General features: G+C 62.2%; 25 protein-coding genes. 13 read left to right on the top strand and 12 right to left on the bottom strand.

The annotated features are described in order from the left end of the window. The first annotated feature begins 17 nt into the window (after nt 1-17). Genes ACWTU8_RS18730 through ACWTU8_RS18705 form a run of 6 tightly spaced genes read left to right on the top strand, consistent with a single transcriptional unit; the run spans nt 18 to nt 7720 of the window. On the top strand, nt 18-998 hold the full coding sequence (locus ACWTU8_RS18730; protein WP_455849343.1) for a sugar-binding transcriptional regulator: 981 nt from the start codon (nt 18-20) through the stop codon (nt 996-998). Beyond that, the gene (locus ACWTU8_RS18725) at nt 995-1990 is read left to right on the top strand and encodes an aldo/keto reductase (RefSeq protein ID WP_455849342.1); all 996 of its coding nucleotides are present in this window, start codon (nt 995-997) and stop codon (nt 1988-1990) included. Before ACWTU8_RS18730 ends, ACWTU8_RS18725 begins: the two co-directional genes overlap by 4 nt. An 18-nt stretch (nt 1991-2008) precedes the next feature. Next, the gene (locus ACWTU8_RS18720; RefSeq protein ID WP_455849341.1) at nt 2009-3745 is read left to right on the top strand and encodes an FAD-dependent oxidoreductase; all 1737 of its coding nucleotides are present in this window, start codon (nt 2009-2011) and stop codon (nt 3743-3745) included. Continuing rightward, a complete protein-coding gene (locus tag ACWTU8_RS18715; RefSeq protein ID WP_455849340.1) occupies nt 3718-4560 on the top strand; it encodes a class I fructose-bisphosphate aldolase in 843 nt (280 codons plus the stop codon). The genes ACWTU8_RS18720 and ACWTU8_RS18715 overlap by 28 nt, the downstream gene beginning before the upstream one ends. A 26-nt stretch (nt 4561-4586) precedes the next feature. Then, on the top strand, nt 4587-6101 hold the full coding sequence (locus ACWTU8_RS18710; protein WP_455849339.1) for an FGGY-family carbohydrate kinase: 1515 nt from the start codon (nt 4587-4589) through the stop codon (nt 6099-6101). After that, the gene (locus ACWTU8_RS18705; RefSeq protein ID WP_455849338.1) at nt 6098-7720 is read left to right on the top strand and encodes a GMC family oxidoreductase; all 1623 of its coding nucleotides are present in this window, start codon (nt 6098-6100) and stop codon (nt 7718-7720) included. The genes ACWTU8_RS18710 and ACWTU8_RS18705 overlap by 4 nt, the downstream gene beginning before the upstream one ends. Nucleotides 7721-7813: 93 nt before the next feature. Here ACWTU8_RS18705 and ACWTU8_RS18700 read toward each other — a convergent pair whose 3' ends face one another. Further along, nucleotides 7814-8602: a class I SAM-dependent methyltransferase gene (locus ACWTU8_RS18700; protein ID WP_455849337.1), complete on the bottom strand. Its 789-nt coding sequence runs from the start codon at nt 8600-8602 to the stop codon at nt 7814-7816. A gap of 115 nt (nt 8603-8717) precedes the next feature. On the opposite strand from ACWTU8_RS18700, the gene ACWTU8_RS18695 reads away from it, so the two are divergent. The 4 genes from ACWTU8_RS18695 to ACWTU8_RS18680 all read left to right on the top strand — a co-directional run bounded on the left by ACWTU8_RS18695 (nt 8718) and on the right by ACWTU8_RS18680 (nt 12449). Next, the gene (locus tag ACWTU8_RS18695) at nt 8718-9848 is read left to right on the top strand and encodes an ABC transporter substrate-binding protein (protein WP_455849336.1); all 1131 of its coding nucleotides are present in this window, start codon (nt 8718-8720) and stop codon (nt 9846-9848) included. Continuing rightward, nucleotides 9838-10905, top strand: coding sequence for a FecCD family ABC transporter permease (locus ACWTU8_RS18690; RefSeq protein WP_455849335.1), 1068 nt, complete (start codon nt 9838-9840; stop codon nt 10903-10905). The genes ACWTU8_RS18695 and ACWTU8_RS18690 overlap by 11 nt, the downstream gene beginning before the upstream one ends. Further along, entirely contained in the window at nt 10899-11684 is a 786-nt protein-coding gene (locus ACWTU8_RS18685) for an ABC transporter ATP-binding protein (RefSeq protein WP_065007900.1), read from the top strand. Before ACWTU8_RS18690 ends, ACWTU8_RS18685 begins: the two co-directional genes overlap by 7 nt. A gap of 270 nt (nt 11685-11954) precedes the next feature. Further along, entirely contained in the window at nt 11955-12449 is a 495-nt protein-coding gene (locus ACWTU8_RS18680) for a hypothetical protein (RefSeq protein WP_455849334.1), read from the top strand. 166 nt (nt 12450-12615) lie between these two features. Here the strand turns inward: ACWTU8_RS18680 and ACWTU8_RS18675 are convergent, their stop codons facing one another. From ACWTU8_RS18675 to ACWTU8_RS18640, 8 genes are all read right to left on the bottom strand, one after another. Further along, nucleotides 12616-13560 carry a lipid kinase gene (locus ACWTU8_RS18675; protein WP_455849333.1) on the bottom strand — a complete coding sequence of 315 codons (945 nt, stop codon included), beginning with the start codon at nt 13558-13560 and terminating at the stop codon, nt 12616-12618. A 139-nt stretch (nt 13561-13699) separates the two neighbouring features. Beyond that, complete coding sequence (locus tag ACWTU8_RS18670) at nt 13700-14683, bottom strand: branched-chain amino acid ABC transporter permease (protein ID WP_455849332.1); 984 nt, start codon at nt 14681-14683, stop codon at nt 13700-13702. Further along, the gene (locus tag ACWTU8_RS18665; protein WP_029355907.1) at nt 14683-15570 is read right to left on the bottom strand and encodes a branched-chain amino acid ABC transporter permease; all 888 of its coding nucleotides are present in this window, start codon (nt 15568-15570) and stop codon (nt 14683-14685) included. The genes ACWTU8_RS18670 and ACWTU8_RS18665 overlap by 1 nt, the downstream gene beginning before the upstream one ends. A 68-nt stretch (nt 15571-15638) precedes the next feature. Next, nucleotides 15639-16826: an ABC transporter substrate-binding protein gene (locus tag ACWTU8_RS18660; RefSeq protein ID WP_455849618.1), complete on the bottom strand. Its 1188-nt coding sequence runs from the start codon at nt 16824-16826 to the stop codon at nt 15639-15641. A 55-nt stretch (nt 16827-16881) separates the two neighbouring features. Next, a complete protein-coding gene (locus ACWTU8_RS18655) occupies nt 16882-17628 on the bottom strand; it encodes an ABC transporter ATP-binding protein (RefSeq protein ID WP_455849331.1) in 747 nt (248 codons plus the stop codon). Then, nucleotides 17621-18376: an ABC transporter ATP-binding protein gene (locus ACWTU8_RS18650; protein ID WP_455849330.1), complete on the bottom strand. Its 756-nt coding sequence runs from the start codon at nt 18374-18376 to the stop codon at nt 17621-17623. The genes ACWTU8_RS18655 and ACWTU8_RS18650 overlap by 8 nt, the downstream gene beginning before the upstream one ends. A 307-nt stretch (nt 18377-18683) precedes the next feature. Further along, a complete protein-coding gene (locus ACWTU8_RS18645) occupies nt 18684-18884 on the bottom strand; it encodes a hypothetical protein (protein WP_455849329.1) in 201 nt (66 codons plus the stop codon). Between the two features lie 65 nt (nt 18885-18949). Next, on the bottom strand, nt 18950-19096 hold the full coding sequence (locus ACWTU8_RS18640; RefSeq protein ID WP_455849328.1) for a hypothetical protein: 147 nt from the start codon (nt 19094-19096) through the stop codon (nt 18950-18952). 178 nt (nt 19097-19274) lie between these two features. On the opposite strand from ACWTU8_RS18640, the gene ACWTU8_RS18635 reads away from it, so the two are divergent. The 3 genes from ACWTU8_RS18635 (at nt 19275) to ACWTU8_RS18625 (ending at nt 22920) form a co-directional block, all read left to right on the top strand. Beyond that, entirely contained in the window at nt 19275-20369 is a 1095-nt protein-coding gene (locus ACWTU8_RS18635) for a glycosyltransferase family 4 protein (protein WP_455849327.1), read from the top strand. 77 nt (nt 20370-20446) lie between these two features. After that, the gene (locus ACWTU8_RS18630; protein ID WP_455849326.1) at nt 20447-22615 is read left to right on the top strand and encodes an amylo-alpha-1,6-glucosidase; all 2169 of its coding nucleotides are present in this window, start codon (nt 20447-20449) and stop codon (nt 22613-22615) included. Between the two features lie 98 nt (nt 22616-22713). Then, on the top strand, nt 22714-22920 hold the full coding sequence (locus ACWTU8_RS18625) for a hypothetical protein (RefSeq protein WP_455849325.1): 207 nt from the start codon (nt 22714-22716) through the stop codon (nt 22918-22920). A gap of 81 nt (nt 22921-23001) precedes the next feature. Here the strand turns inward: ACWTU8_RS18625 and hutC are convergent, their stop codons facing one another. From hutC to hisD, 3 genes are read right to left on the bottom strand one after another with little or no spacing between them, the layout of a single operon-like run. Beyond that, nucleotides 23002-23736, bottom strand: coding sequence for a histidine utilization repressor (gene hutC, locus ACWTU8_RS18620; protein ID WP_029355923.1), 735 nt, complete (start codon nt 23734-23736; stop codon nt 23002-23004). Next, the gene (locus ACWTU8_RS18615) at nt 23736-24737 is read right to left on the bottom strand and encodes a zinc-dependent alcohol dehydrogenase (RefSeq protein ID WP_455849324.1); all 1002 of its coding nucleotides are present in this window, start codon (nt 24735-24737) and stop codon (nt 23736-23738) included. Before ACWTU8_RS18615 ends, hutC begins: the two co-directional genes overlap by 1 nt. Nucleotides 24738-24742: 5 nt before the next feature. Then, complete coding sequence (gene hisD / locus ACWTU8_RS18610; RefSeq protein WP_455849323.1) at nt 24743-26065, bottom strand: histidinol dehydrogenase; 1323 nt, start codon at nt 26063-26065, stop codon at nt 24743-24745. Nucleotides 26066-26098: the final 33 nt, after the last annotated feature.

Raw genomic sequence — 26098 nt, 5'->3', positions numbered from 1 at the left:
GAGTTGAGCATCCAATCATGTCACCATCCAATTCGCGGGACGACATCACGATCGTCCGCCAGATGTATCAGGCGCTTGTGCTTCATTACATGGAAGCCAAGACGCAAGCTGAAATCGCCAAGGAGCTCGGCATCTCGCATGCGACCGTCAACCGGCTGATCAAGCGCGGTCATCAACTCGGGCTTGTCGAGATCAAGATCAAGTCGCCGGTCGAGCAACTGGTCGACATCGAGGCGCGACTGGTCGCGATAGGTGGACTCCAAAGGGCCGTCGTCGTCCCTTCCGTTTCGGACAATCCGCAGACTGCGCTCCAGCGCGTTGGCGAGGCCGCGGCCAGGCTGGTGCTCGAGACGATCAAGGACGGCGACACGATTTCCATTACCGGGGGCAAAGGGGTGAGTGCCGTCGTCGCTGGTCTCAAGCCGAGCCGCAGCTACGACGTCGAGGTTGTTCCCGCGACCGGCCTGGTCCAGGGCAAGCATTACACCGACGTCAATCATGTCGCGTCTCTGATGGCCGACAGACTCGGCGGCCGCGCTTATCAGATTCACGCGCCGCTGTTTGCCGACAGCCCGGCCCAACGTGACATGCTGATGGGCGTCCGGGCCGTTTCGGATGTCTTCAACAAGGCCCGCGAAGCAACGCTTGCGGTCGTCGGCATCGGCTCCATCCTGACCGACGATTCGAGCTACTACGATCTGCACCCGTCCTCAAGCGCCGACCGGCTGGCCATCGAGCGCTCGGGCGCGGCGGGCGAGCTGCTCGCCCATCTCATAGACGGCAGCGGCAAGCTCGCGGACTACCGCCTCAACCACTCACTCGTTTCGCTGACGCTCGAGGAATTCGCGACCATTCCGCAGTCGATCGGGGTCGCAAGCGGCGCAAGCAAGGTGGTCCCGATCCTCAGTGCCATGCGCGGCTCTCACCTCGATACCCTCGTCACCGACGAAACCACCGGCTTGAAGATCCTCGAGCTCGCCGAAGGAAATGCAGCATGAATTCTCGACAAATCACCCGTCGCGTCGGCAAGTCCGGCGTTGTCACGTCGGCAGTAGGGCTCGGCACCTGGGCCATCGGCGGCTGGATGTGGGGCGGCACGGATGAAGCTGAATCGATCGCTGCGATCCAGGCGTCCATCGATGCCGGCGTCTCGTTGATCGACACCGCGCCGGCTTACGGTCTCGGCCGCAGCGAGGAGATCGTCGGCAAGGCGATCAAGGGCCGGCGGGACCGCGCGGTCATCGCCACCAAATGTGGCCTGAACTGGCATTCGAAAAAGGGCAATCACTTCTTCGATCAGGACGGAAAGCCGGTGAACCGATATCTGGGCGCCGATGGCATCGCTCATGAAGTGGAGCAGAGCCTGAGGCGGCTCGGCACCGATTACATCGATCTCTACATCACCCATTGGCAGGACCCGACGACCCCCATTGCCGAGACAATGGAAGCGCTCGAACGCCTCAAATCAGCTGGCAAGATCCGCGCCATCGGCGCAAGCAATCTCAACACCGCCGAGCTGCAGCAGTATGTAGGAGCTGGCCAGCTCGACGCGATCCAGGAAAGGTATTCGATGCTGGATCGCGAGATTGAGCAGACATTGCTGCCGATCGCGCGCCAGCATCAAGTTGCTGCGCTCAGTTACTCGTCGCTTGCACTCGGCCTGCTTTCGGGCGCGATCGATCCGGCGCGTGAGTTCAGCGGCGACGACCAGCGCAAAAGCAATCCGCGCTTCTCTCAGGCCAACCGGCGCAAGGTAGCCGCTTTGAAACATGGCCTGGCCCCGGTCGCGGAGGTCCACCAGGCAAGCATGGCGCAGATCGTGATCGCCTGGACGCTAGCGCAGCCCGGCATCACCTTCGCGTTGTGTGGAGCGCGAAGCGCGGCGCAGGCGCTCGACAACGCCAGGGCAGGGGAGATTTCGCTGAGCCCTGCGGAACTGGCGGCCGTCGATGCGGCGGTGGCCGTGCATCTCGTGGCGATAGATGCGTGATCGAAAGCGCATCTTGAGATGAATCGCATCCAGACGATCGCCGGCTTGCGCGAGAACCCCGATGTCGACGTGCTCGTCATAGGCGGCGGCATTAACGGCATCAGCGTGTTTCGCGAACTCGCTTTGCAGGGCGTCGATGTGCTGCTCGCGGAAAAGGGAGATTATTGTTCCGGCGCCAGCGCAGCCCTCTCGCGCATGGTTCATGGCGGCTTGCGTTATCTTGAAAACGGCGAGTTCAAGCTGGTGCGCGAATCTCTGCTCGAACGCGATCGGCTGTTGAAGAACGCGCCGCACTACGTTGCGCCACTGCCAACCACGGTGCCGATCTTCGACCTGTTGTCAGGCATAGCAAATGGCGCATTTCGCTTCCTTGGGCTAAGCCGTCGTCCGGGCCGGCGCGGCGCATTGGTCATCAAGACCGGCCTGGCGATGTATGACTTCTTCACCGCCGCACGGCGTATCGTCCCAACGCATAAATTCAGGAGCCGAGCCGAAACACTCAAGGTCTGGCCTGCAATCAATCCTGCTGTTCGCAATTCGGCGACATACTATGATGCCTGGGTCAGCCACCCCGAGCGGTTGGGGACCGAGATGCTGCGCGACACCATGAACCAAAAGCCGTCCGCTCGAGCGCTCAACTATGCACGCGTATCGCTCGATGACGCGACCCTGGTGCTTAACGACCGACTTTCTGGCGAAACGGTAGCCGTGAAGCCGCGGCTCGTGGTCAATGCCACAGGCGGCTGGATCGACCTGACCAATTCGGCGATCGGAGCCGTTGCGCCGAAGCTTATGGGCGGCACCAAAGGTTCGCATCTGATCGTCGACAATCGCGAACTTCATGACGCGCTCGACGGTCACATGATCTATTACGAGAACGAGGACGGCCGGATCTGCATCCTGTTCCCCTATCTCGGCAACGTGCTGGTCGGCTCGACGGACATCCGTGTCGACGATCCCGACCAGGCGCGCTGCGTGGATGACGAGCGGCAATACATCCTGCAGTCCCTGTCATTCGTGTTTCCGGGGATCGAGATCACTGATGCCGACATCGTCTTTCAGTTCACCGGAGTGAGGCCGCTGCCGATAAGCCAAGACAGTTTTACCGGGCGCATTCCCCGCGATCATTTCTGCGAACTGGTCGAGGGCGCCGGTATACTGCCGCCGACGCTCTGCATGATCGGCGGGAAATGGACCACCTTCCGATCGTTCGGCGAACTGGCAGCAGATATCGTGCTCGAGCGATTGCGCCGACAGCGCGTCGTCGGCACCGAAAACATGCCGATCGGCGGCGGCCGGGATTTTCCCACTGCCCCTGCAAAATGGTGCGCAGAACGCGCGGCGACGCACGGCCTGTCGCTTGACCGCATGCGCAGCCTCTTCGAGCGCTACGGAACCGCGGCGGATGCCGTCGCCGCCTATATGGCAGCGGGACATGACGAGCTCTTGCCCGGCAGCGACTACTCGGCCCGGGAGATTCGATATCTCATCGCCAATGAATATGTCGAGCAACTGGAGGACCTGCTGCTTCGCCGCACGACAATCGCCATCACCGGTGCTCTCTCGGCCGACCTTCTCGATGCCGTTCTCGATATTCTCGCTGTCGAAAAGAACTGGGACGCCGCGCGCAAGGCATTCGAGCGCACCGATTTCCTTGCCCTGTTGCAACACCGGCACGGCGTCGATCTCGACCAGCTATCCCAAAAAGACCAAGGAAGGAGCGCCGAATGCGCATCAACAAGAAAGTCCGCATGAACCGGTTGTTCGGGGGAGCGCGCTGTCTCGACGTCGCAATCGACCATGGCGTGTGCAACGAGCCGTCGTTTCTGGAAGGGCTCGAGGATATGGCCGGCGTCGTCACCCAGCTGGTTGCCGCGGGACCGGACGCCATTCAGATGAATTATGGCCAGGCCGATCTGCTGCAGTCCTTGCCTGGCAAGGACAAGCCGGCATTGGTCATGCGCATAGACATGGGAAATCCATATAACAAAACGCGCCATCGCTCGATGTGGGCCATCCTGCAGAACGAAGCCGAGCCACTGATCGGCGCGCTGGAGATGGACGCCGCCTGCGTGGTCGTCAATCTATTCATGCTGCCCGATGAACCGGACCTGTTCCGGCAATGCGTCCACAACATTGCCCGCGTTCGCGCCGACTGCGAAAAATACGGCCTGCCGCTGATGATCGAGCCGCTGGCAATGCTGCCCAACTCGGAGCGCGGGGGCTACATGGTCGACGGCGACCCAGAAAAGATCGTCACCCTGACCCGGCTCGCAAGCGAGATGGGCGCCGACATCATCAAGGCGGACCCGACCACCGATCCGAACGACTTCCACCGGGTCGTGGAGGTGGCGCGCTGTCCTGTCCTTGTGCGCGGTGGGGGCAGGGAGGATTTGCGCGCCGTCTTCGACAAGTCGGCGGCGCTGATGGCACAAGGCGCGGCAGGCATGGTCTATGGCCGCAACATATACCAGCATTCCAACCCTCGTGCCGTCGTGCGAGGATTGATGGCGATCATCCATGAGAATGCGGACGGCGCTGCAGCTTGGGAGCTCTACCAACAAGAATAAACCTTGGTAGCTTGGGAGGCGCTTCAATGCAGCAATACATTCTGGGTCTTGATGCGGGCAACACCGTCATCAAGGCCATCATCTTCGACACGGCAGGTCGCGAACTCGCGCTTGCCGCTCGGGACGGCCACTCCTGCATGGCAAAGCCCGGCCATGTCGAGCGGGACCTCGGCGAATTGTGGCGCAACGCCGTCGAGGTCATCCGTCAGTGCCTCGACCAGTCGGGCATCGATCCCCGCGACATCGCGGTGATCGGCTGCGCCGGCCACGGCAACGGGCTCTACGCGCTGGACCGCGGCGGCGACCCGCTGCTCGGCATCCAGTCGCTCGACACACGCGGCATCGGCATCGTGAGCGAATGGGCGGCCGCAGGCGTTGGCGACCAGACCTATGTCCACTGCCTGCAACGGCCCTGGGCGGCGCAGACGCCGACTCTGCTGGCGTGGCTCAGGCGCCATGATCCGGCGCTTTTTGCCCGAATAGGCACCGTCTTCCTGTGCAAGGATTTTGTCGTCAACCGCCTCACCGGAGCGCGCTCGACCGAGACCTCGGATATGTCGGGCTGCGGGCTTTTGCAGATGCCCGGCCGACGCTACGAGCGTGAGTTGCTGGCCGCCTACGGGCTCGACGATTGCATGGAACTGCTGCCGAACGTGCTGGAGGCCTCCGACATCGCCGGCCATATCACCCGCGATGTCGCCGCAGCCACCGGCCTTCGGGCGGGCACGCCTGTGGTGGCGGGTCTGTTCGACGTCGTCGCCAGCGCCATCGGTTCGGGCGTCACCAGCACCGGCGCCGCCTCCATCATTGCCGGCACCTGGAGCATCAACCAGGTTATCACCGAAGAGCCGATCCGCGATCCGTCGATCTTCATGCTGTCGACGTTCGATCCGGTGCGTTATCTCGCCATCGAATCGAGCGCCACTTCGGCCGCAAATCTCGAATGGATCGTTCGTGAGTTCTTCGAGCATGCGCCGCCGGCAGGCGCATCGCCATTCGAAATCTGCAGCGAGCTTGTTGCTTCCGTCGGTCCCGCGGGAGACATGCCGATCTACCACCCATTCCTTTACGGCTCGCAGCAGAATGGCAAGGCGCGTGCAGGTTTCTACGGCATCGCCGGCTGGCATACGCGGGCGCATATGCTGCGCGCACTGTTCGAGGGAGTCGTCTTCGAACACCGGCGCCATGTCGAGACGCTGCGCCGAGCGGGAGCGACCGTCAGCCAGGCGGTTCTTTCGGGCGGCGGCTCGCGCAGCGCCATCTGGCCGCAGATATTCGCCGATGTGCTGGACGTCCCGGTGACGGTAGCGCGCAGCCGCGAGACTGGTGCGCTGGGAGCTGCAATTGCAGCCGGGACAGGCGTCGGCCTGTTTGCCGACTTCTCTTCAGGCGCGGCCGCGATGACCGCGCCCGACCGCTGCTACCAGCCCAATAGCGAGATCGCACCGGTCTATGAGCAGCGCTATCGCCTGTATGGCGAAATCAACCAGGCCATGGGTCCGCTATGGGACAGGATGGCAAGCGAACGGACGTCCAATTGACACAGACCGCTGCCGATTTTGGACAATACGACTTCATCATCGTTGGCGCAGGTTCAGCCGGCTGCGTGCTGGCCAACAGACTGTCGGCCAATCCAGCCATGCGCGTGCTGCTTCTGGAGGCCGGCGGCAGCGACCGCTATCACTGGGTCGACATTCCCATCGGCTATCTCTACTGCATGGGCAACCCGCGCACCGATTGGCTGATGAAGACCGAGCCGGAAGCCGGGCTGAACGGTCGTGCGCTCAACTATCCGCGCGGCAAGCTTCTGGGCGGCTGCTCGTCGATCAACGGCATGATCTACATGCGCGGCCAGGCGGCCGACTATGACGGCTGGCGGCAAGCCGGAAATCTTGGTTGGGGCTGGGATGACGTGCTTCCGTATTTCCGCAAGTCCGAGGACCATTTTGGTGGCGCCAACGACCTTCATGGCGCCGGTGGCGAATGGCGCGTCGAGCGCCAGCGCCTGTCCTGGCCAATCCTGGATGCCTTCCGCGATGCTGCCGAGGAACTCGGCATCCCCCGGACGGAGGATTTCAATGGCGGGACCAACGAGGGGTCGGGGTATTTCGAGGTCAACCAGCGGAAGGGCGTGCGCTGGAATACATCGAAAGCGTTCCTGCGCAACGTGCTGCGGCGGCCGAATTTGCGCGTCGTGACCGGCGCCGAGGCCGAGAAGCTAAATTTCGACGGAGCTTGCGTCACTGGTGTTATTTTCCGAATGGGCGGTCAACTGCATCGTGCGCGGGCACGCGAGACGATACTTGCCGCTGGCGCGATCAATTCCCCGAAGCTGCTCGAGCTTTCCGGCGTCGGCCGACCTGCCGTGCTTGGCGCAGCAGGAATCCCGGTTCGCCACGCACTGGAAGGCGTCGGCGAGAACCTGCAGGATCATCTGCAGATCCGCACAGTCTTCAAGATCGCCAATGCCTCGACGCTGAACCAGCGCTACCACAATCTGTTCAGCCGCGCGGCCATGGGCGTCGAATACGCTATTCGTCGCACCGGACCGCTGTCGATGGCGCCGAGCCAGCTTGGCATCTTCGCCAGAAGCCACCCACGCCTGGAAACGCCCGATCTCGAATACCATGTCCAGCCGTTGAGCACTGACCGGCTGGGCGAGCCGCTTCATCGCTTCCCCGCGGTCACGGTTTCGGTCTGCAACCTCAGACCGGAAAGCCGCGGCACCGTCCACATAGAGGCACCCGATCCGCCGAGTGCCCCGAAGATCCGGCCGAACTATTTGTCTACCGAGGGAGACAGGACCGTCGCCGTAGCCTCGCTTCGCCATGTCCGCCGCTTGATGAAGGCGCGCGCCATTGCCCGTTTCGCGCCTGAGGAAATGCTGCCCGGTGCACAATATGAAAGCGACGAAGATCTCGTCCGCAAGGCCGGCGATATCGGCACTACGATTTTCCACCCGGTCGGCACCTGCAAGATGGGCACAGGCTCGATGGCGGTGGTCGACGGCCGGCTGCGGGTGCACGGCATTTCTGGCCTGCGCGTCGTCGACGCTTCGATTATGCCGACGATCGTTTCCGGCAACACCAACTCTCCAGTGGTGATGATCGCGGAGAAGGCATCGGAAATGATCTTGCAGGACGCCAGTCAGAAGAAATAATACTCGGTGGCGCATCTGAGCTGACCGCAGATCGGCAGCTGTTCGCAGTCGTGCCGCCCGCGCCATCGACCGACGCCGGCAGCGCCGAGGAGTTTACTGCGGCTTTGTCGCGCAGATCGCGAAGCGATGTTGAGTGACGCGTTCGAGCGCCTTGGGCCAACTCATCTGTCGAGACTGAGCGCGATGGATCGCGCCCAGTTTCCAGTCGACGACAGGCTGCTCCAACCCGGCTTCGGCCAGCAAGCGCGCTATCTCTTCCGCCCGTGCGCCGCCCGAGAAATAGATACGAGCAAGAATGCTCTGATGGCGTCTGACCATGGAGGCGCCGTCATTGTCCGAGACCCGGGACTTGCCGGCCGTGAGCTTCTCCCAAAGTTCCCGCAAACCCATTGCCCAGTTGCGGCTGACGAAATCGCCGTCGATGATCAGCAGCTTGCCGCCGGGCTTCAGCAGCGAGAACCATTCGGCAAAGGCCGTCTTCGGATCCACCAACGTCCAGACCAGGTGACGGGTGACGATGACATCGTAGCTCGCCCTGTCCTCGAGCGTCCGTTCAGCATCCCTCAGGATGAAGCGGATATCGGCGCCGCGTTTTTGTGCCTTGGCGCGCGCCTTGGCGAGCATGGCTTCCGACCAGTCGAGGCCTGTCACCACAAAGGCTAGATCGTGCATCAGATGCGAAATGACGCCTGTCCCACAGGCAAGATCCAGAGCCGCCCGCCCGGCGCCAGGCCCAAGGTGCCTGCTTATGAGCGCATGCCAGGCAGCGCGCTCGCGCTCGGAAAAAATCTCGTGGCCGACCTGCAGGTCGAACGTCTCGGCGCGATCGGACCAATAGTCCCGAATTTCGTCGCGCAGCGAATAGTTTGCGTGAGCCGTCATTGCCCGAAACGCTCTCCCCAAAAGCGGTACATTGGAATTGCTCTAAAAGATAATACTTGATTAGACAATTCACGTTTTCTAAGCGGGGTGGGCAAAACTGAATTGCGAGAGCACAATGATTTTGAAGTCGATATTTGCGGCCGCGGTCGCCCTCGCGGCCTTCATGCCGCTTACCCTCGGCGCGCGCGCCGAGACCGTCACCGACATTAGTGGCCGTAAGGTCGAAGTGAAGACGCCGGTCGAGAAGGTCATCCTCGGCGAAGGCCGGCAAATCTACCTGATCGCCGCGCTCGATACCGACAACCCCTTCAAGCGAATCGTTGGCTGGCGCGAGGATTTCTCCCAGGCCGATCCCGACAATTACGCCGTCTATCTGGAAAAATTCCCCTCGATGGCCACGATCCCGACCTTCGGCGGTTTCAAGGACGGCACCTTCGACATCGAGCAGGCCATCGCGCTTCAGCCGGACGTGATGATCATGAACATCGAGTCCAAGCAGGCAACGGAGGACGCGCAATATATCGAAAAGCTCGCCGCCGTTGGCATTCCGGTGGTCTATGTCGATTTCCGCGAGCATCCCTTCACCAACACCGAGCCGAGCATGCGCCTCATCGGCAAGCTCTTTGGCCAGGAAAAGCGGGCCGAGGAGTTCATCGCCTACCGCGCCGCGCAGATCGCGCGCGTCACCGAGGTGATCGCAGAGAAGGATCCAAAGCGCCCAACCGTCTTCGTCGAGCGCGCCGGGGGCTATTCCGATGACTGCTGCATGAGCTTCGGCAACGACAATTTCGGCAAGTTCGTCGAGATGGCCGGCGGCCGGAATATCGCGGCGGATCTGATCCCGGGCACTTTTGGCGCGCTCAATCCCGAACAGATCATCGCGAGCGATCCCGATCAGGTGATTGTTACGGGCGGTAACTGGGAGGCCTATGTGCCGGGTGGCAAATGGGTCGGCGTCGGTCCCGGCGCGGTCGAAGCGGCAGCACTGAAGAAACTCAAGGGCCTGACGGAGCGGCCCGCCCTCACCGGCATCAAGGCGGTGGAGAACGGGCGGATCCACGCCATCTGGCACCAGTTCTACAACAGCCCCTATCAGTTCGTCGCCATCCAGCAGATGGCCAAGTGGCTGCATCCCGACCTGTTCGGCGATCTGGATGCTGAGGCCACCTTCAAGGAGTTGCACGAGAAATTCCTGCCGGTCGAATTCAGGCCTGGCCATTGGGTCTCGCTGTCCGATGAGCAGTGAACCCGCTGCCCTGTCTGCCAAGGAAGGGCGCGGCCTCTACCGCGCTCTTGTTCTGCGCAAGCAGCTCACGCTCGCAGGGCTCGCCCTGGCGCTGCTCCTGAGCCTTTGCGTCGATCTTGCGCTCGGCCCTGCCAGCTACAGCCTCGACCAGGTGGTGCTCGCGCTCGTTTCTCCCGCCAGCGTGCCCCTTCAGGTGCGCGTCGTACTGTGGGAAATTCGGCTTCCCATCGCGCTGATGGCCGTGGTCGTTGGCGCAGCACTGTCGGTCGCCGGTGCACAGATGCAGACCATCCTCAATAATCCGCTCGCCAGCCCCTTCACGCTAGGCATCTCGGCGGCGGCCAGCTTCGGCGCCGCGCTCGCGCTCGCCTTCGGCGTCGCGCTCATCCCCGCCGCGATCGAATATGTTGTGCCCCTCAACGCCTTCGTGGTGGCGATGCTGACCGCGCTCGTCATCCACCTGCTGAGTCTCAAGCGCGGCGTGACGGTCGAAACCATCGTGCTTCTCGGCATCGCGCTCGTATTCACCTTCAATGCGCTGCTGTCGCTCGTCGCGTATCTTTCCTCGGAGCAGGCGCTCGCCGCGGTCGTGTTCTGGACGATGGGAAGCCTCACCAAGGCCACCTGGCCCAAGCTCATCATCACCAGCCTCATCCTTATCGCAACGCTGCCGATATTCGCGCGCCGCGCCTGGGCGCTGACGGCGTTGCGGCTAGGCGAAGACAAGGCCGCGAGCTTTGGGGTCAAGGTCGCACGCCTGAGGCTCGAAACCATGATGATGGTGAGCCTGCTTGCTGCCATTCCCGTCGCCTTCGTCGGCACCATCGGTTTCATCGGGCTCGTCGGTCCGCACATCGCCCGCATGCTGATCGGGGAAGATCAACGCTTCTTCCTGCCCGCTTCAGCGCTTGCTGGCGCCCTCATCCTTTCGGCAAGTTCGGTTGCCAGCAAGTCGCTCATTCCAGGCACGATCTTCCCGATCGGCATCGTCACCTCGCTTATCGGCATTCCCTTCTTCATCTCCCTGATCCTCTCGAATGTGAGGCGCTCATGGTAACGATCAGGCTCGATGGTCTCGGAGCCTTCCACGGGACGCGGCTCGTCCTTTCGGACGTTTCAACTCCCATTTTCCGAGGTGGCGAGGTAGTCGCCGTTATCGGGCCCAACGCAGCGGGCAAGTCAACGCTGTTCAAGCGCATCGCAGGACTCTTGAAAGGCCCGGGGCGCGTCTGCCTCGAGGGAGCGGCGAAGGGACCGGACGGCATCTGCTACATGCCGCAGGATACGGCAGCCAACGCGGTGCTGACCGTCTATGAATCGATCCTGCTCGCCCGCAAGCAGGGCTCTGCCTGGTCGGTTAGCGATGGCGACCTCGCACTCATAGACGGCATCCTGGCCGCGCTCAGCATCTCGGATCTTGCCTTTCGCAATGTCGGAGAATTGAGCGGGGGGCAAAGGCAGGTGGTGAGCATCGCCCAGACCCTCGCCCGCGAACCTGAAATCCTGCTCATGGACGAGCCGACGTCCGCGCTTGACTTGCACCGGCAGGTCGAGGTGCTGAGCTTTATGCGCGGGCTTGCGCGCAAGCACGGGATTGCGGTGCTGATCGCAATTCACGACCTCAATCAGGCCCTGCGCTTCGCTGACAAATGCATCGTCATTGCAGACGGCCGGATGATCGCCTGCGGCACGCCGGAAGATGTTGTCACCCCGGCGCTTTTGCGCGACGTGTACCGCGTCGAGGCGCGGATCGAGCGCTGCTCGCGGGGCATCGGTCATGTGATGGTGGATGGCGTCGCGGACGAGACGGCAGCGGCTGCGTCGATAGCAGCTTAAGGCATCTGTGGTCGAAAGCCAAAACCTAGAAAATAGATCGAAAATTCTGCGTAAATGTTTGAATAAAAAAACATTTGCTATCGCCCAGGCGGCTACTTGGGCGACGAAGGGAGGCGTTCACTCACGACCACTGCACGTCCTTCGACGAGCCGCTGTTGTACGAGAGACGTTGGGTAGACAGAGGTCGTAAAAACGCGCGATAAGGTTAGCCTGCGCTAGATCTAGAGATGGCCGGGGCACCAGAAGATGGCACGCCGAATGTGCAACGCAATGCTTGGCTTCGCGGCGCTTGCCATAACCGCGTGCCAATCGGCTCCTGAAGCGCCGCAACCCACTCCCGAACCTGCATTAGAACCTGGTACCATTCCCGCCCAAACTGCCTCGGATCCTGCGGCTGTTCCCTCCGGCGCAGCAATTATGCATCAATCCGTGGCGGTCACTCCGCCTGACAAGGCCGTTCCGACAAAGTATGCTGTTTTTTCGGGTCTATGGGCCGGACGATTGGATGGGATGTATGACGCCATACTTGCTGTTCAGACGATTTCTTCCAATGGGAAGGTGACGGTTACCTATGCGTGGGGAACTCTGGGCGACAACCATCCGGGAGAGGCCGCCGGCGCTGGAAGAATTGTGGGGAGTACGTTGAAGCTTGAGCGCCTACCGAATGGCGCAGACGTCAGTTTTGTCGTGCGGCCCGACAGAACCCTGGCCGGAACCGTTAGGCTTGCCGGCCAGACCTACACGGGCGCGTTCCTCAAGCAATGATCAAAGACGTGTCTGAAGGCGAAAGTTAGCGGCTTTGCGGCGTGTTCTCGCTGACGACAATTGCTGTTGCCCGATCAGCCCGCGTCCTTGTTCCAGAGGCGCGGGCTCCTGATCGAGAGATGACCGCAGGCGGTTGGGTTTATTCGACGCGCGCTTGATCGCCAGTCTACCCGCTATTTGCGCTGACCGCATCATCAAGCACCTTTGTGCTGGGCTGTATGCGCGCGCCAGCAGGCGCGAACACCGAAATCGCCTTCGGGTGGACCTTGAAATGCGCCGGGGTCGAGGTGACGATCTCCCCGTCAGTGTTCACCGGCATCGGCCTTTTCGTCTCGATGTCAAACTCGACGCATCTCGCCGTGCGAACCTCGCTCCAGGCGCCATGCGTGCCTGAGCGGAACGAGCGCAGCATAAGCGCCATTTTCCAGAGGTTCGTTATTTCCAGGCTGTACAGGTCGAGATGACCGTCATCGATCTCCGCCGTCTCCTCGACGATGTTGCCGCCGCCATAGTGGCGGCCGTTGCCGACTGCAATCTGGTAGGTCTTGACTTCGGTCGCTACGCCCTTTTCGGTAATCCTTGCTTCGAAGAGGCGGGCCTTGGTCAACACTTTCATGGCCGCCAAGGCATAGCCAAACCTGCCGAAACGCTTCTTCAGCGCCGGATCGAGACCCTGCGCAAGGTCGGTGCTGAGGCCGATGCTCGCAACGTTGAAGAAAGCGTGACCATTGACGGTTCCGATGTCGATCAGACGTCGTCCGCCCTCTACGATCACGTCGGCCGCCTTCCCCAAATCCAACGGTATTTCGAGGGTGCGCGCCAGATCGTTCGCCGTCCCCATCGGAATTATACCCATCGGCAGCCGGCTTTCCATAACCGCGACCGCCGCCGAGGACACCGAGCCATCGCCGCCGCACACGATCACAAGATCGGCCCTATGGCGAACGCGAACGATGTCGCGTGCTATCTCGGGCAGCGCCTCAAACGTCTCGACGCTGACGCGGAGCCCACCGGCTTCCAGCCGCTCGACGACCGGTGCGATAGATTCCTGCCCGCGTCGTGCCTTCGGATTGACGAGTAGAAGCGCGCGTCTGTTCGTGATGTCGTTCATGCGGCGTAGATAGGGTGCTAGCCTGCGGATTGCGACGTCAACAGGCGCGCCCTTGGCCGAACCTGACGCTCAAACGTCTTTGTGAGTCGACTTCTCGATGTCGACCATTGATGATCCGAAATTTCGGCCTCATGCTCGTTCAGAGCGGCTTCCGGATCCATTTTGCCAGGACGCCAACGATGCCCTCCCGGAACGACAGCACCGCGACAACGAAGATGATGCCCTGGCCGATGGTGACCCAGTCGCCGAATGTCGCGAGGTAGTTCTGCATCGTGACGATGACTGCCGCGCCGACGATCGGTCCGAACACTGTGCCCATGCCGCCCAAGAGCGTCATCAGCACGACCTCGCCGGACATGGTCCAGTAGACGTCGGTAAGGGACGCCAATTGGAACACGATTGCTTTGGTTGCACCGGCGACGCCGGCGAGCGTGGCCGACAGCACGAATACGGCGAGCTTGTAGCGGTTGACCCGATAGCCCAGCGAGATCGCGCGGGGCTCGTTCTCGCGGATCGCCTTCAACACCTGTCCAAACGGCGAATGGATAATCCGGTAGATCAGCAATATGCCGGCGAAGAAGACAGCGAGCACGAAGAAATAGAGGACTTCGCTCGAGCGCAGGTCGATCAGCCCGAACAGATGGCCGCGCGGCACGGCCTGGATGCCGTCCTCGCCGCCGGTAAACGCCGCCTGCAGCGAGAAGAAATAGATCATCTGCGCAAAAGCCAGTGTCACCATGGCGAAATAGATGCCGTGGCGGCGAATGGCGAGGGAACCGATGGCGAGACCGAGCACGGCTGCCACCAGCGTGCCCGCGACAATGGCAAGTTCAGGCGTCAGACCCCACACCTTTGCCGCATGGGCCGAGACGTAGCTTGCCATGCCGAAATAGGCTGCGTGGCCGAAGGACAGGAGGCCACCAAAGCCGAGCAACAGGTTGAAGGCGCAGGCAAACAGCGCGAAGCACAGCACCTTCATGACAAAGATCGGATAGAGCAGAAATGGCGCGGCGATGAGGAAGACGAAAAGCGCGGCGAAGATCGCAAGGTGATGACGGGGCATGCCCGCGGCGCCAACGGACGTGATGGTCGCCATAGCGATCGGGTTGGTGTCGGTTGCCATCACACACTCCGCCCAAACAGACCGGCGGGTTTGACGAGCAGCACGAGCGCCATGATGACAAAGATCACCACGGCCGAGCCTTCCGGATAGAACACGCGGGTCAGGCCCTCGATCAACCCAAGCCCAAAGCCGGTGAGGATCGAGCCCAGGATTGAGCCCATGCCGCCGATGACGACGACGGCGAAGACGACAATGATCAGGTCTGCCCCCATGTTCGGATTGACTGCGTATATCGGCGCGGCGAGCACGCCGGCGAAACCCGCGAGTGCGACGCCGAAGCCATACGTGAGCGTGACCAGCAGCGGCACGTTGATGCCGAACGCGCCGACCATCGTCGGGTTCTCGGTCGCTGCCCTCAGATAGGCGCCAAGCCGGGTCTTTTCGATGATGAACCAGGTCGCGAGGCAAACGATCAGGGAAGCCACAATCACCCAGGCGCGCGAATTGGGCAGGTACATGAAACCGAGATTATGCCCGCCGGTCAAAAGCGGCGGCGGCGGGTAAGGCAGGCCAGATACGCCGAAAAACTGGCGGAAGAAGCCGACGATTATCAGCGCCAGGCCGAAAGTGAGAAGCAGTCCGTAGAGATGGTCTAGGTGATAGAGCCGTCGGATCAGCACGCGCTCGAGCACGATCCCGGTGACGCCGACGATCGGCGGAACGATGAACACAGCCCACCAGTAACCGACGCCGAGATAGTTGAGCAGCATCCAAGCGCCGAAGGCGCCCAGCATGTACTGCGCGCCATGCGTGAAATTGATGATGTTCAAGAGACCGAAGATGACCGCCAGCCCGAGGCTCAGAACCGCGTAGAAGGACCCATTGATCAGCCCGAGCAGCAACTGGCCGAACAGGACCTGCGGCGGAATTCCAAGCAGTTCGAACATGGTCGCTCCAGCTGACTTGTCGACGAGACGACGCGCCGAGCGGTTCGGCGCGTCGTTGGCGAGGGCGCTTATTTAACGAGCGAACAGCCGCCTTCGGCGAGCGGGCGGAACGCCTTGTCGGCCGGAATGGTGGCCACCGTCTCAAAATAGTCCCATGGCCCCTTCGACTGGTCCGGCTTCTTGACGCGGAACAGATACATGTCGTGCAGCTTGCGCCCGTCGGCGCGGATCGTACCCTTGCCGAACAGCGGATCGTCGGTCGGCATTTCCTTCATCTTGGCCATCACCTTGGTCGCATCCTTGTCACCAACGGCCTCGACGGCTTTAAGGTAATGCAGGACCGAAGCGTAGACTCCCGCCTCGATCATCGAAGGCTTTTGTCCGGCATTCCGCTCCTGGAAGCGGGCAGAGAATGCCCGCGTTTGATCGTCCTTGTCCCAGTAGAACGCGCTGGTGAGCACGAGGCCTTGCGCCACGTCGAGGCCAAGCGCATGCACGTCATTGATGAACATCAGCAGGGCGGCGAGCGCCTGGCCACCCTGCGTGATGCCGAATTCCGACGCCTGCTTGACCGCGTTGATCGTGTCGCCGCCGGCATTTGCGAGGCCGACGACCTTGGCACCCGACCCTTGCGCCTGCAGCAGAAAGGACGAGAAATCCTGGCCGGGGAAAGGATGACGGACAGCGCCGAGAACCTTGCCGCCCGATGCTTCGACGACCGCCGACGTATCGCGCTCGAGCGCGTGGCCGAACGCATAGTCGGCTGTGACGAAGAACCAGCTATCGCCGCCCTGTGCGACCATGGCCGAGCCCGTGCCGTTGGCAAGCGCCCAGGTGTCGTAGGTCCAGTGGACGGTGTTGGGCGAACATGCTTTGCCGGTGAGGTCGGACGAGGCCGGACCCGAGGCGAGGAAGATCTTGTTCTTCTCCTTGGTGATCTCGTTGACGGCGAGCGCCACCGACGAGGTTGGCACGTCGGCGATTACATCGACATTTTCAGTGTCGTACCACTGGCGGGCGATGTTCGAGCCCACGTCCGGCTTGTTCTGGTGGTCGGCGGAGACGATCGACACGTTGATGCCCTTGTCCGCCGCCTTGAAGTCTTCCGCCGCCATCTGGGCCGCGATGACCGAACCTTCACCGGCGATGTCTGCATAGATGCCGGAACGGTCATTCAGAACGCCGATCTTGACATCCGTGGCGTGGGCCGTGCCGGCCATCAGCAGGCTCGTCAGCGAAGCCAGAATAAACCCCATTTTTTTCATCGCTACTCTCCTCCGATTGCGGCGCAACGCGCCGTTGATGATTGCCTCAGACACCGAGATAGGCGTGCAGTTTGTCGATGTTGGCGTCGAGTTCGTCGTTGGGGATCGTGTCGATCACGCGCCCCTGTTCGACCACGTAGTGACGGTCCGCGACCGACGCGGCGAAATGAAAATTCTGTTCAACGAGCACGATCGTGAATCCCTCGTCCTTGAGCCGGGCAATGGTGCGACCGATCTGCTGCACAATGACGGGCGCAAGCCCTTCGGTCGGCTCATCGAGCAGCAAAAGCTTCGCGCCCGTCCGCAAGATCCGGCCGATGGCGAGCATCTGCTGTTCGCCGCCCGAAAGCTTGGTGCCTTGGCTCGAAAGCCGCTCCTTCAGGTTCGGGAAAAGCTCGAAAATCTGCTCGACGCTGAGCCCACCGGGGCGCACCTGCGGCGGCAGCATCAAATTCTCCTCGACCGAAAGGCTGGAAAAGATCGCACGTTCCTCTGGGCAGTAGGCGATGCCCATCTGTGCGATCAACCGCGACGGCAGCCTGATCGTCTCGCGGCCGTCATAGGTGACCGAGCCCGAGCGCCTGGAAAGGATGCCCATGACTGCCTTCAGCGTCGTCGTCTTGCCGGCGCCGTTGCGGCCGAGCAGCGTCACCACTTCGCCTTCGCCAATCTCGAAACTCACGCCGTGAAGCACATGGCTCTCGCCGTACCAGCCCTGCAGGCCATCGACGCGCAGCAGCGGTTTCGCCGAGGGGGCAGGAGCCGGCCTGCTCGTCAGTTCAACTTCAGACATGTCCGGCCCCGATATAGGCTTCGATAACGCGCGGATCCTTGGAAACCGCAGCATAGTCGCCTTCGGCGAGGACTTTGCCGCGCGCGAGCACGGTGATGCGGTTCGACAGCGAGGCTACGACCGAAAGATTATGCTCAACCATCAAAATGGTGCGCTTCTTGGAGATGCGCCGGATCAGCGCCGAAATGCGCTCGATGTCTTCTTGCGCCATGCCGGCCATAGGCTCGTCGAGGAGCAGCATTTCAGGGTTCAGCGCCAGCGTCGTCGCGATCTCAAGCGCGCGTTTGCGGCCGTAGGACAGATCGCTGGCGCGGATATCCGAAAACTCGGTCAGGCCGACATCGGCGAGAAGAGCCGCACCCTCGCTATTGAGCTTGGAGAGCACTTTCTCGGAACGCCAGAAATCGAAACTGTCGCCGCGCCGGCGCTGCAGCGCGATGCGGACATTCTCGAGTGCCGTCATGTGCGGAAACACCGCCGATATCTGGAAGGAGCGCACCAGGCCCAGCCGCGCGATGTCGGCCGGCTGCATCCTGGTGATGTCGCGGCCTTGGTAGCGGATCGCGCCGCGCGTCGGCTGGAGGAATTTGGTCAGCAAGTTGAAGAGGGTCGTCTTGCCTGCGCCGTTGGGCCCGATCAGCGCGTGGATCGATCCTCGCTCGACCGTCAGGTTGACATTGCTGACAGCGACGAAACCCCCAAATTCCTTAGTCAATCCCGCTGCTTCGAGGATCGCTCCGGAATTCATGCGCGGGAGCCTTCGCCGGTCATTGGCGTGAAAACGTGGAACCGCGCTGCGAGGCTATCCGCCCCCAGGGTGACTTCCATGGTTTCCTCCCGTGGCACTCCCGCCCGCAACAAACGACCTAATGCACATCGCGTCAAGGCCGCAATTGCCGGCGCTGTGGCACGGGGCCTTCGATCATTTTCGAATTGCAACGTCGAAGGGGCAAACGACAGGCGAGATGGGCCTGTAATCCGAACCACCCCAATCCGAACCCATCCCGTCCAAGCAGTTCGAAATGCGCGCCGACTGATTAGATGAATGCAAAAGCTTAGCTGCGCCGGCTCGAGTTGGAGTTTTCCCGGTCTGCCCGGGTGATCTTGCCCTTCGACGCTTTCGATCCGCCGCCCCATTCCTGGGCGTTCCTGGCTTGGGCGCCGCCCTTGGCCGGTTCCTTGGCCTTGTCGCTGCCGCTTGCCCTCTTTCCTGATACAGGATGCTCGGCTTTCGTAAACGAGCTGGTCTTTGTCATGGTGTCACTCCTATCGATGGTCGGGGATCGCAGCCATTACGGTCCGCCTGCGGGGCAGGCATCGTTCAGTCCTCGCCGCGGTTTGGATTCTTGCCGGCAGCCTGGCTGCTCTTTTGCGGCTTGTCCTTCTTCTCCTGATTGCCGCCGCGGTTGCCGCCATGCTCGTCGCTCGGTCCCTTGACGGCTTTTGTGTCCTGAAGCTTCGTAACCATCCTGGTTCTCCTTTTGGTCCATCTGCTTGAACTCCCCTGACTCGGGCGTTTGTTCCCGCCGGGAACATATCGGCGCTTCGAGAGTTGGCGAGGAGGACCGCACCGCAATGAACGCGAGGAAGGGGATTGCCGTCGGAGCTTTTTGAAGGATGACCTTCACTTTCGAGAAGTGTTGCAGATGAAAATTGCCCAGATCGCCCCTCTTACCGAAGCCGTGCCGCCGCGGACCTATGGCGGGACCGAGAGAATAGTTTCATATCTGACTGAGGAGCTTGTTCGGCAGGGGCATGATGTGACCTTGTTTGCCAGCGGTGATTCACGCACCTCTGCCGAATTGGTACCGTGTTGCGATATTGCATTGCGCCTGAATCCCAGGGTCCGGCACGATATTCCCCAGCACGTGATGATGCTTGAACAGGTGCGCAGGCGGGCCGATGAATTCGACGTGCTGCATTTTCACATCGATATTCTCCACTTCCCCGTAGTCCGGGACTTTGCCGAGCGAACCGTTACGACACTTCATGGACGGCTCGACCTCCCGGATCTGGCGCAGCTTTATGCGATGTTTGATGACATTCCGCTGGTTTCGATTTCTGACGATCAACGCTGGCCCATGCCGCCTGTCCATTGGATCGGAACGGTGTATCACGGTCTGCCTCGCGACCTTCTCCCTTTTCGCCCGAAAGCCTCGGGCTATCTCGCCTTCCTCGGCCGCATCTCACCGGAAAAGGGGCCGGAAACAGCGATTGAAATCGCAGCGCGTACCGGAATGCCGCTGAAGATTGCCGCCAAGATCGACAAGGTAGACCAATCATATTGGAAAGAGCGGGTCGAACCCCAGGTGCTTCGAAATTCCCACGTGGAATTCATCGGCGAGATCGACGAACGGCAAAAAGCAGACTTTTTGGGCAATGCGGCAGCGCTTTTGTTCCCTATTGACTGGCCGGAACCCTTCGGACTCGTAACCATCGAGGCGATGGCCTGCGGCACGCCTGTGATAGCGTTTAGACGCGGCGCCGTTCCCGAGGTCATCGACGATGGTGTGTCCGGGTTGATCGTCGACACGCTCGACGGAGCTGTGGACGCGGTACGGCGGATAAACGGCCTCGATCGTGCACGGGTGCGACGGACTTTTGAAGAGCGATTCACGGTTGAGCGCATGTGCCGCGACTACGTGGCGATCTATGGCTCGCTCTCGGACGACATAACGAAAGCACTTGGTTCTCAAAACAAGCGCGCTAAAAATGCCGCAATGATGACTATGTCTACCTGACCGAGCAAGGCGACGGCTCGGCTGCCCGGATCAGCGCCTGAGCCGCCTTGTTCGCTTCTGAACGGGAGGGGGTGACCATGACCACTCAACTCGAAGACCGCAAGATTGATCCAGCCGTGGCGCTGCCGGCAATCGACGAAACGGCACCGCGCGAGCCGCATCGGCAATTTGCGCTGAAACACGAGGATTGCTTCGTCGTCGCAGACAGCTACGGCGACATACGCGGCACCGGCGACGGGCTTTTCCGCGACGACACGCGTGTATTGTCGCGCTTCCGTCTGTTCATTGGCGGCCGGATGCCGTCGCTGCTCGGCGCCTCGCTGTCGCAGGACAACATCCTATTCACCGCCAATCTCACCAATCTAGCCACTATCGGGCCGAATGGCAGCGAAGCATTGCCGGGCGTCGTCCACGTCGATCGGACGCGGTTCATCTGGCAGGACCGCATGTTCGAACGCATCAAGTTCACCAACTACTCCGCGCGCGAGGTTGTTCTGCCGGTCCGGCTCGACTTCGACGCCGATTTCCGTGACATGTTCGAGGTGCGCGGCACTATGCGCAGCCGCCGCGGTCGCGCGCATGACGCACTGGTCGGCGAGGCGAGCGTAACGTTCCGATATGAAGGCCTCGACAATGTGGCTCGTCAATCGGTTATCGCATTCTCGATCAAGCCCGATCAGGTGCACCCCGATCACGCCGATTTCCTCATTGTTGTGGCAAGGCGTGACAGCAGAGCATTGTACCTGGAGGTCGGCCACAGCGTAGAAACCCCCTCCAGCGACCGCTTTCGCGCGGCCGCTGCGCGAGCCCGCTTCGCGATGCGCTCAAAGCGCCGGCAGGGCGCCACCGTCTTCAGCTCCGGGCGCGTGTTCAATGACTGGTTGACACGCACGCGCGCCGACATCGCGCTGCTGACGACCGATCTGGAGACCGGGCCATACCCGTATGCCGGCATCCCTTGGTTTTCGACGGCTTTCGGCCGCGACGGCGTCATTTCCGCCTTGCAGATGCTTTGGCTCAATCCGGACCTTGCTCGAGGGGTCCTGGCCTTCCTTGCCCACTATCAATCGACCGAGACCTCTGTATTCGACGATGCCGAGCCTGGCAAAATCATGCATGAAACCCGCAAGGGGGAAATGGCCGTGCTGCGCGAACTGCCGTTCGGCCGCTACTATGGCGGCGTCGACACCACGCCACTCTATGTCTACCTGGCTTCGTCCTACGCCGATCGCACCGGAGACGAGGCATTCGTAGATCGCATGTGGAACTCCCTGGGCGCTGCCACTGCGTGGATGGAAGAGGTCGGAGCGCGCAACGGGGATGGCTTTGTAACCTACAACAGGGCGGCCGACACGGGTCTGTTCAACCAAGGCTGGAAGGACAGTTCCGATGCCGTCTTCCATGCCGACGGCACGATCCCCAAAGGACCGATCGCATTGGTCGAGGTGCAAGGTTATGCCTTCGCCGCATATCAAGGGATGGCGGCGCTGGCCGCCAGGCGCGGCGACGATGCAAAGGCGGCGCACTGGAGCGCCCTGGCAGAGAGGATCCGTCAGGCAGTGGAGACGCATTTCTGGATGCCGGACCGCGATTTCTATGCTTTGGCAATCGACGGAGAAGGCAAGCAATGCGCGGTTCGCACATCCAATGCCGGTCACCTGCTTTACGTCGGGCTGCCGTCGGCGGAACGGGCTCAGTCAGTCGCGTCCCAGCTGCTCTCTGGTCATCTCCATAGCGGTTGGGGCGTTCGCACACTGGCCGACGACGAGATCCCATTCAACCCTATGTCATATCATAATGGCTCGATCTGGCCGCACGACACCGCACTCTGCGCCTCCGGGCTCGCCCGCTATCACGAGCGCGACAACGTCGTGAAGCTGATGAGCGGTATGTTCGAGGCGGCGGTCCGTTTCAACATGCGGCTGCCGGAGCTGTTCTGCGGCTTTACGCGCGCGGCGAGCGATTCACCGGTGGCCTACCCGGTCGCATGTCTGCCGCAGGCCTGGTCGGCAGGCTCCGCGTTCATGATGCTGCAGGCCTGCCTGGGCATCCGGGTCGACGGCTGGAAACGCGAGATCACTGTGGAACGCCCGCGGCTGCCGATCGGTATCGACAACATTGTTATCCGCCATCTGGCCATCGGCGAGGCGAAAGTCGATCTCATCTTCGAGCGCATTGGCGACCGCGTTGTGTGCTATCTCGACCATCGCCATGAAGGTCTGGTGCCTCTGGTGGTGCGCTCTTAGGGCAGGCCGGCTAGCGGCCACTGGGGTTAGCCGCTGTCAGCTGATGGCTAGCAAGGGCGCGCGCGCCCAAGCTTGTCTTGAGCACCTCCAGGAACACAATGTCGCCGGAAACGTTGCAAAGACACGTCATCGTCTTTGAGGAAGCCATGGCGATCCGTCGAAAAGCTGAGGAAGCTGGTATTTTTGATCCGTCCGAGTTGGCTCTGCTGGCTCGAACGTTCCAACAGCTCAAGCTTGAAGGTCAATCGACTGGTCAGCGTGAGGCGCTCGCGTCTCGTATTATTGCCACTACATGGCCGGCGTGATCGACGAGGCAGAACTGATTTCCCTATCAAGGCAGCCGTTGGGCCGATGACGCTGCCCACCCGCTTGGCGGGCCGTTGCTGCTATGCGGCGGGTGAGGGCGCGTAGCGGCTGCCAAGCGAATAGCGGCTGCCGACATAGGTGAGATTGTTGACGGTCGCGACCGCCGCGCCCGACCAGGTCCGCCGATGCAGGAGCAGGCAGGGGTCGCCGGGCCGAATCATCAGATGGCGGGCCGCCATCTCTTCTGCGGCGACGGCCGAGATCACGTGCTCCACTTCCGTCAGCGGCGTCGCCCGCTGCAGATAGTCGTAGGTGGTGGTCGCAACGAAATTTTGCCGATGGTAGTCCGGTGCGAGAGCCGGATTGACAAAGCGCTCCTCGAGCTGGACAGGCACCTCGTCTTCGAAATGCACGATGATCGAATGGGCGACCGGTCTGCGGCGCGTGAACTCGAAGGCGACAATGAGGTCCAGCGCCGGGTTGCGGATCTTCTCGAGGACGACGACCTCGGCCCTGTGGCGTGCGCCGCGCGCGGCGATCTCGCCGGCAATGTTCCTGATTTCGATGAGGGCCGATTGCGGTTTCGGCGGCGCCACGAAGGTGCCTACGCCCTGGATGCGCAGGAGGTGGCCTTCCGAGGTCAGTTCCCTCAGCGCCCGGTGCACAGTCATCCGCGAGACGCCAAGCGTGCTGACCAGCTCGTTTTCGGAAGGCAGCCTGCGGTCCTTCGGCCATTTGCCGCTGCCGATGTTGCCGAGCACGTAGTCCTTGACCTTTTCGTAGAGGGGCCCGGCGGTTTCGGGAAGCCTGATCATCATCCTCTCTCCATTCGGATGATGGTCTTCAACCCGCCGCTCGTGCCTGCGATCAGGCGCTGGTAGGCGACGGGAATCTCGCCGATCGCGATCTCTTCGGACACGAAGCGCGACAGCGCGGGGGCGAGATCACCAAGCATCGCGACGGCCGGCGCAAGCTCGTCGGCGAAGGCGTGGCAACCGACAAGCGCGATCTCGCGTTCGACCAGGAGGTTGGGGTCGAGATCGAGGCGGCCATGCGATATGCCGACCAGCGCCAGCGTGCCACCCCCGGCCAGGAGATCGAGCAGTTGCGCCATCACCGCCACGTTTCCCGTCGCGTCGATGGCATGGCGCAGATTGGGATCACAGGGCAGGGCGTCCAGGTCGACGACGGTCGCGCCGCTCACCTCGGCCACAAGATCCGCACGTGCCGAATTGCGGTCGGCGACCAGGACCGGCCTCTCGCGGTGCCGCGACAGGAGCAGCGCAGCCAGCCCGCCGATCGGGCCGCAACCGGCGATAAGTACCGGCACCCCGGCCGGCGCCGACAGTCGCCGGACGGCGTGCAGGGCGACCGCCAGCGGCTCCGCCATGGCGGCGATTGCGGGATCGAGCGCCGGGTCGTGGCGCAGGAGCAGCCGCGCCGGCAGCTCCGTCTCTTCCGCGAAGCCACCGTCGCAAACCTCGCCTACAAAGCCCAGTCTGGCACAGACATTATGCAGGCCGGCCCGGCAAGCAGGACATTCGCCGCACCAGAAACGCGAATCGGCGACGACCCGATCTCCGCAGGCCAACTGGGACACGCCGGCGCCCACGGCTGTCACCTCGCCAGAGAACTCGTGCCCGGCGACGCTCGGCGCCCGGCTGATCCACTGACCGGTGCGGAAGTTGTGGAGGTCCGAGCCGCAGATGCCGGCAGCCGTCACTTTGAGCCGCACCCAGCCAGGCGCGGGTTCGCCGGGAGACGGCACATCCTCAACCCGCAAATCGCCCGCCGCGTGGAGTCTGGCAGCCTTCATCGTCGCTACCGCACCAGATATCGGTCGCGCACGTCGGAGACGGCGTGTTCATGCGAGGAGAAGCCTTCGTAGCGGGCAAGCGTGCGGGCATGGCGCGCGAATTCCGGATAGGCCGCCGCCGTCACGTAGCCGATGGAAGAACGCTTGACGAAATCCGTGACCGAGAGCGGGCCGCAGGTACGAGCCCAGCGGCTGGTCGGCAGGACGGCATTGGGGCCTAACCCGAAATTGCCGATCGAGACTGGCGTGTGCGGCCCCATCAGGATCTCGGCGGCTTCGGTGATGTGGCCAAGGTATGCGAAGGGATCGTTGGAGAGTATCTCCAGATGCTCCGGTGCATAGTCGTTGATGAAGCGGTAGCTCTCCTCGATCGCCGCCGTCAGGACGATGCCGCCACAGGCGCCGGTCAGCACCGCGGTGGAAAACGCTACTCGCTGCTCGGTCATGCGCGCCCAGTGCTCGGGCAGGGCGGCCAATGCCTCCTCGGCCACGCGGCGGCTGTGTGTCACCAGGTAGGCCGATGAGTCCGGTCCGTGCTCTGCCTCGATGAGGAGGTCGAGCGCGGCTAGCCCGCCATGCACGCTGTCGTCGGCGAGGATGATCGCTTCGGACGGACCGGCGGGAAGGCCGGGATCGATCACCCCGGCAAGCAGCCGCTTGGCCGCAACCACCCAGGGGCTGCCTGGACCGACGATCTTGAGCGCCGGCCTGATCGTTTCCGTGCCGTAGGCGACCGCGGCGACCGCCTGCGCGCCACCGCATTTGTAGACCGTGGCGACGCCGGCGAGGCGCGCTGCAACCAGTGTCGCTGCGTCCACCGAACCATCGGGCGCTGGCGGCGTGACGATAGCAAGCTCCGGGACGCCCGCCACCACTGCGGGCACCGCGGTCATCATTGTCACCGAAGGGAACGCCCCTTTGCCACGCGGGACATAGAGCGCCACCGAGCGGATCGGCGTGAAGCGGTCGCCGGCATAGGCGCCGGGCCGCATTTCCTTGAGCCACATCGCTTCCGGCCTCTGTTCTTCGTGGAAATACCGGATGTTGTCGATGCCGAAGCGAATGGCGGCGACCACGTCCTCGTCCACCATGTCGAAGGCGGCGTCGAACTCCGCGGGGCTGACCTTCAGCCGCGCGGCATCGAGATCTGCCTTGTCAAAGTCGCGGGCGAAGCGGACGAGCGCGGCGTCGCCTTCTGTTCGGACCGCCTCGATGATCGGTGCGGCCTTCTCCATAAAGCCAGAGAGATCGGTCTCTGAGCGCCGCATCAGTGCCGAACGACCGGCGGCGTCGATCTGGCTCAGGTCGTGGAACGATACGTTTGGCATAGGATTTCCCTTTGCGGCCGGCAGGCCGGCATT

This window comes from Mesorhizobium sp. BHbdii (assembly GCF_053848045.1).
This window is presented reverse-complemented; position numbering and strand designations above follow the sequence as displayed.

What these genes read in the sequence shown, in the direction of transcription:
- ACWTU8_RS18730 (WP_455849343.1), top strand. Translation starts at nt 18, where the DNA reads ATGTCACCATCCAATTCGCGGGACGACATCACGATCGTCCGCCAGATG.
- ACWTU8_RS18725 (WP_455849342.1), top strand. Translation starts at nt 995, where the DNA reads ATGAATTCTCGACAAATCACCCGTCGCGTCGGCAAGTCCGGCGTTGTC.
- ACWTU8_RS18720 (WP_455849341.1), top strand. Translation starts at nt 2,009, where the DNA reads ATGAATCGCATCCAGACGATCGCCGGCTTGCGCGAGAACCCCGATGTC.
- ACWTU8_RS18715 (WP_455849340.1), top strand. Translation starts at nt 3,718, where the DNA reads ATGCGCATCAACAAGAAAGTCCGCATGAACCGGTTGTTCGGGGGAGCG.
- ACWTU8_RS18710 (WP_455849339.1), top strand. Translation starts at nt 4,587, where the DNA reads ATGCAGCAATACATTCTGGGTCTTGATGCGGGCAACACCGTCATCAAG.
- ACWTU8_RS18700 (WP_455849337.1), bottom strand. Translation starts at nt 8,602, where the DNA reads ATGACGGCTCACGCAAACTATTCGCTGCGCGACGAAATTCGGGACTAT.
- ACWTU8_RS18695 (WP_455849336.1), top strand. Translation starts at nt 8,718, where the DNA reads ATGATTTTGAAGTCGATATTTGCGGCCGCGGTCGCCCTCGCGGCCTTC.
- ACWTU8_RS18690 (WP_455849335.1), top strand. Translation starts at nt 9,838, where the DNA reads ATGAGCAGTGAACCCGCTGCCCTGTCTGCCAAGGAAGGGCGCGGCCTC.
- ACWTU8_RS18685 (WP_065007900.1), top strand. Translation starts at nt 10,899, where the DNA reads ATGGTAACGATCAGGCTCGATGGTCTCGGAGCCTTCCACGGGACGCGG.
- ACWTU8_RS18680 (WP_455849334.1), top strand. Translation starts at nt 11,955, where the DNA reads ATGCTTGGCTTCGCGGCGCTTGCCATAACCGCGTGCCAATCGGCTCCT.
- ACWTU8_RS18675 (WP_455849333.1), bottom strand. Translation starts at nt 13,560, where the DNA reads ATGAACGACATCACGAACAGACGCGCGCTTCTACTCGTCAATCCGAAG.
- ACWTU8_RS18670 (WP_455849332.1), bottom strand. Translation starts at nt 14,683, where the DNA reads ATGGCAACCGACACCAACCCGATCGCTATGGCGACCATCACGTCCGTT.
- ACWTU8_RS18665 (WP_029355907.1), bottom strand. Translation starts at nt 15,570, where the DNA reads ATGTTCGAACTGCTTGGAATTCCGCCGCAGGTCCTGTTCGGCCAGTTG.
- ACWTU8_RS18660 (WP_455849618.1), bottom strand. Translation starts at nt 16,826, where the DNA reads ATGGGGTTTATTCTGGCTTCGCTGACGAGCCTGCTGATGGCCGGCACG.
- ACWTU8_RS18655 (WP_455849331.1), bottom strand. Translation starts at nt 17,628, where the DNA reads ATGTCTGAAGTTGAACTGACGAGCAGGCCGGCTCCTGCCCCCTCGGCG.
- ACWTU8_RS18650 (WP_455849330.1), bottom strand. Translation starts at nt 18,376, where the DNA reads ATGAATTCCGGAGCGATCCTCGAAGCAGCGGGATTGACTAAGGAATTT.
- ACWTU8_RS18645 (WP_455849329.1), bottom strand. Translation starts at nt 18,884, where the DNA reads ATGACAAAGACCAGCTCGTTTACGAAAGCCGAGCATCCTGTATCAGGA.
- ACWTU8_RS18640 (WP_455849328.1), bottom strand. Translation starts at nt 19,096, where the DNA reads ATGGTTACGAAGCTTCAGGACACAAAAGCCGTCAAGGGACCGAGCGAC.
- ACWTU8_RS18635 (WP_455849327.1), top strand. Translation starts at nt 19,275, where the DNA reads ATGAAAATTGCCCAGATCGCCCCTCTTACCGAAGCCGTGCCGCCGCGG.
- ACWTU8_RS18630 (WP_455849326.1), top strand. Translation starts at nt 20,447, where the DNA reads ATGACCACTCAACTCGAAGACCGCAAGATTGATCCAGCCGTGGCGCTG.
- ACWTU8_RS18625 (WP_455849325.1), top strand. Translation starts at nt 22,714, where the DNA reads ATGTCGCCGGAAACGTTGCAAAGACACGTCATCGTCTTTGAGGAAGCC.
- hutC (WP_029355923.1), bottom strand. Translation starts at nt 23,736, where the DNA reads ATGATCAGGCTTCCCGAAACCGCCGGGCCCCTCTACGAAAAGGTCAAG.
- ACWTU8_RS18615 (WP_455849324.1), bottom strand. Translation starts at nt 24,737, where the DNA reads ATGAAGGCTGCCAGACTCCACGCGGCGGGCGATTTGCGGGTTGAGGAT.
- hisD (WP_455849323.1), bottom strand. Translation starts at nt 26,065, where the DNA reads ATGCCAAACGTATCGTTCCACGACCTGAGCCAGATCGACGCCGCCGGT.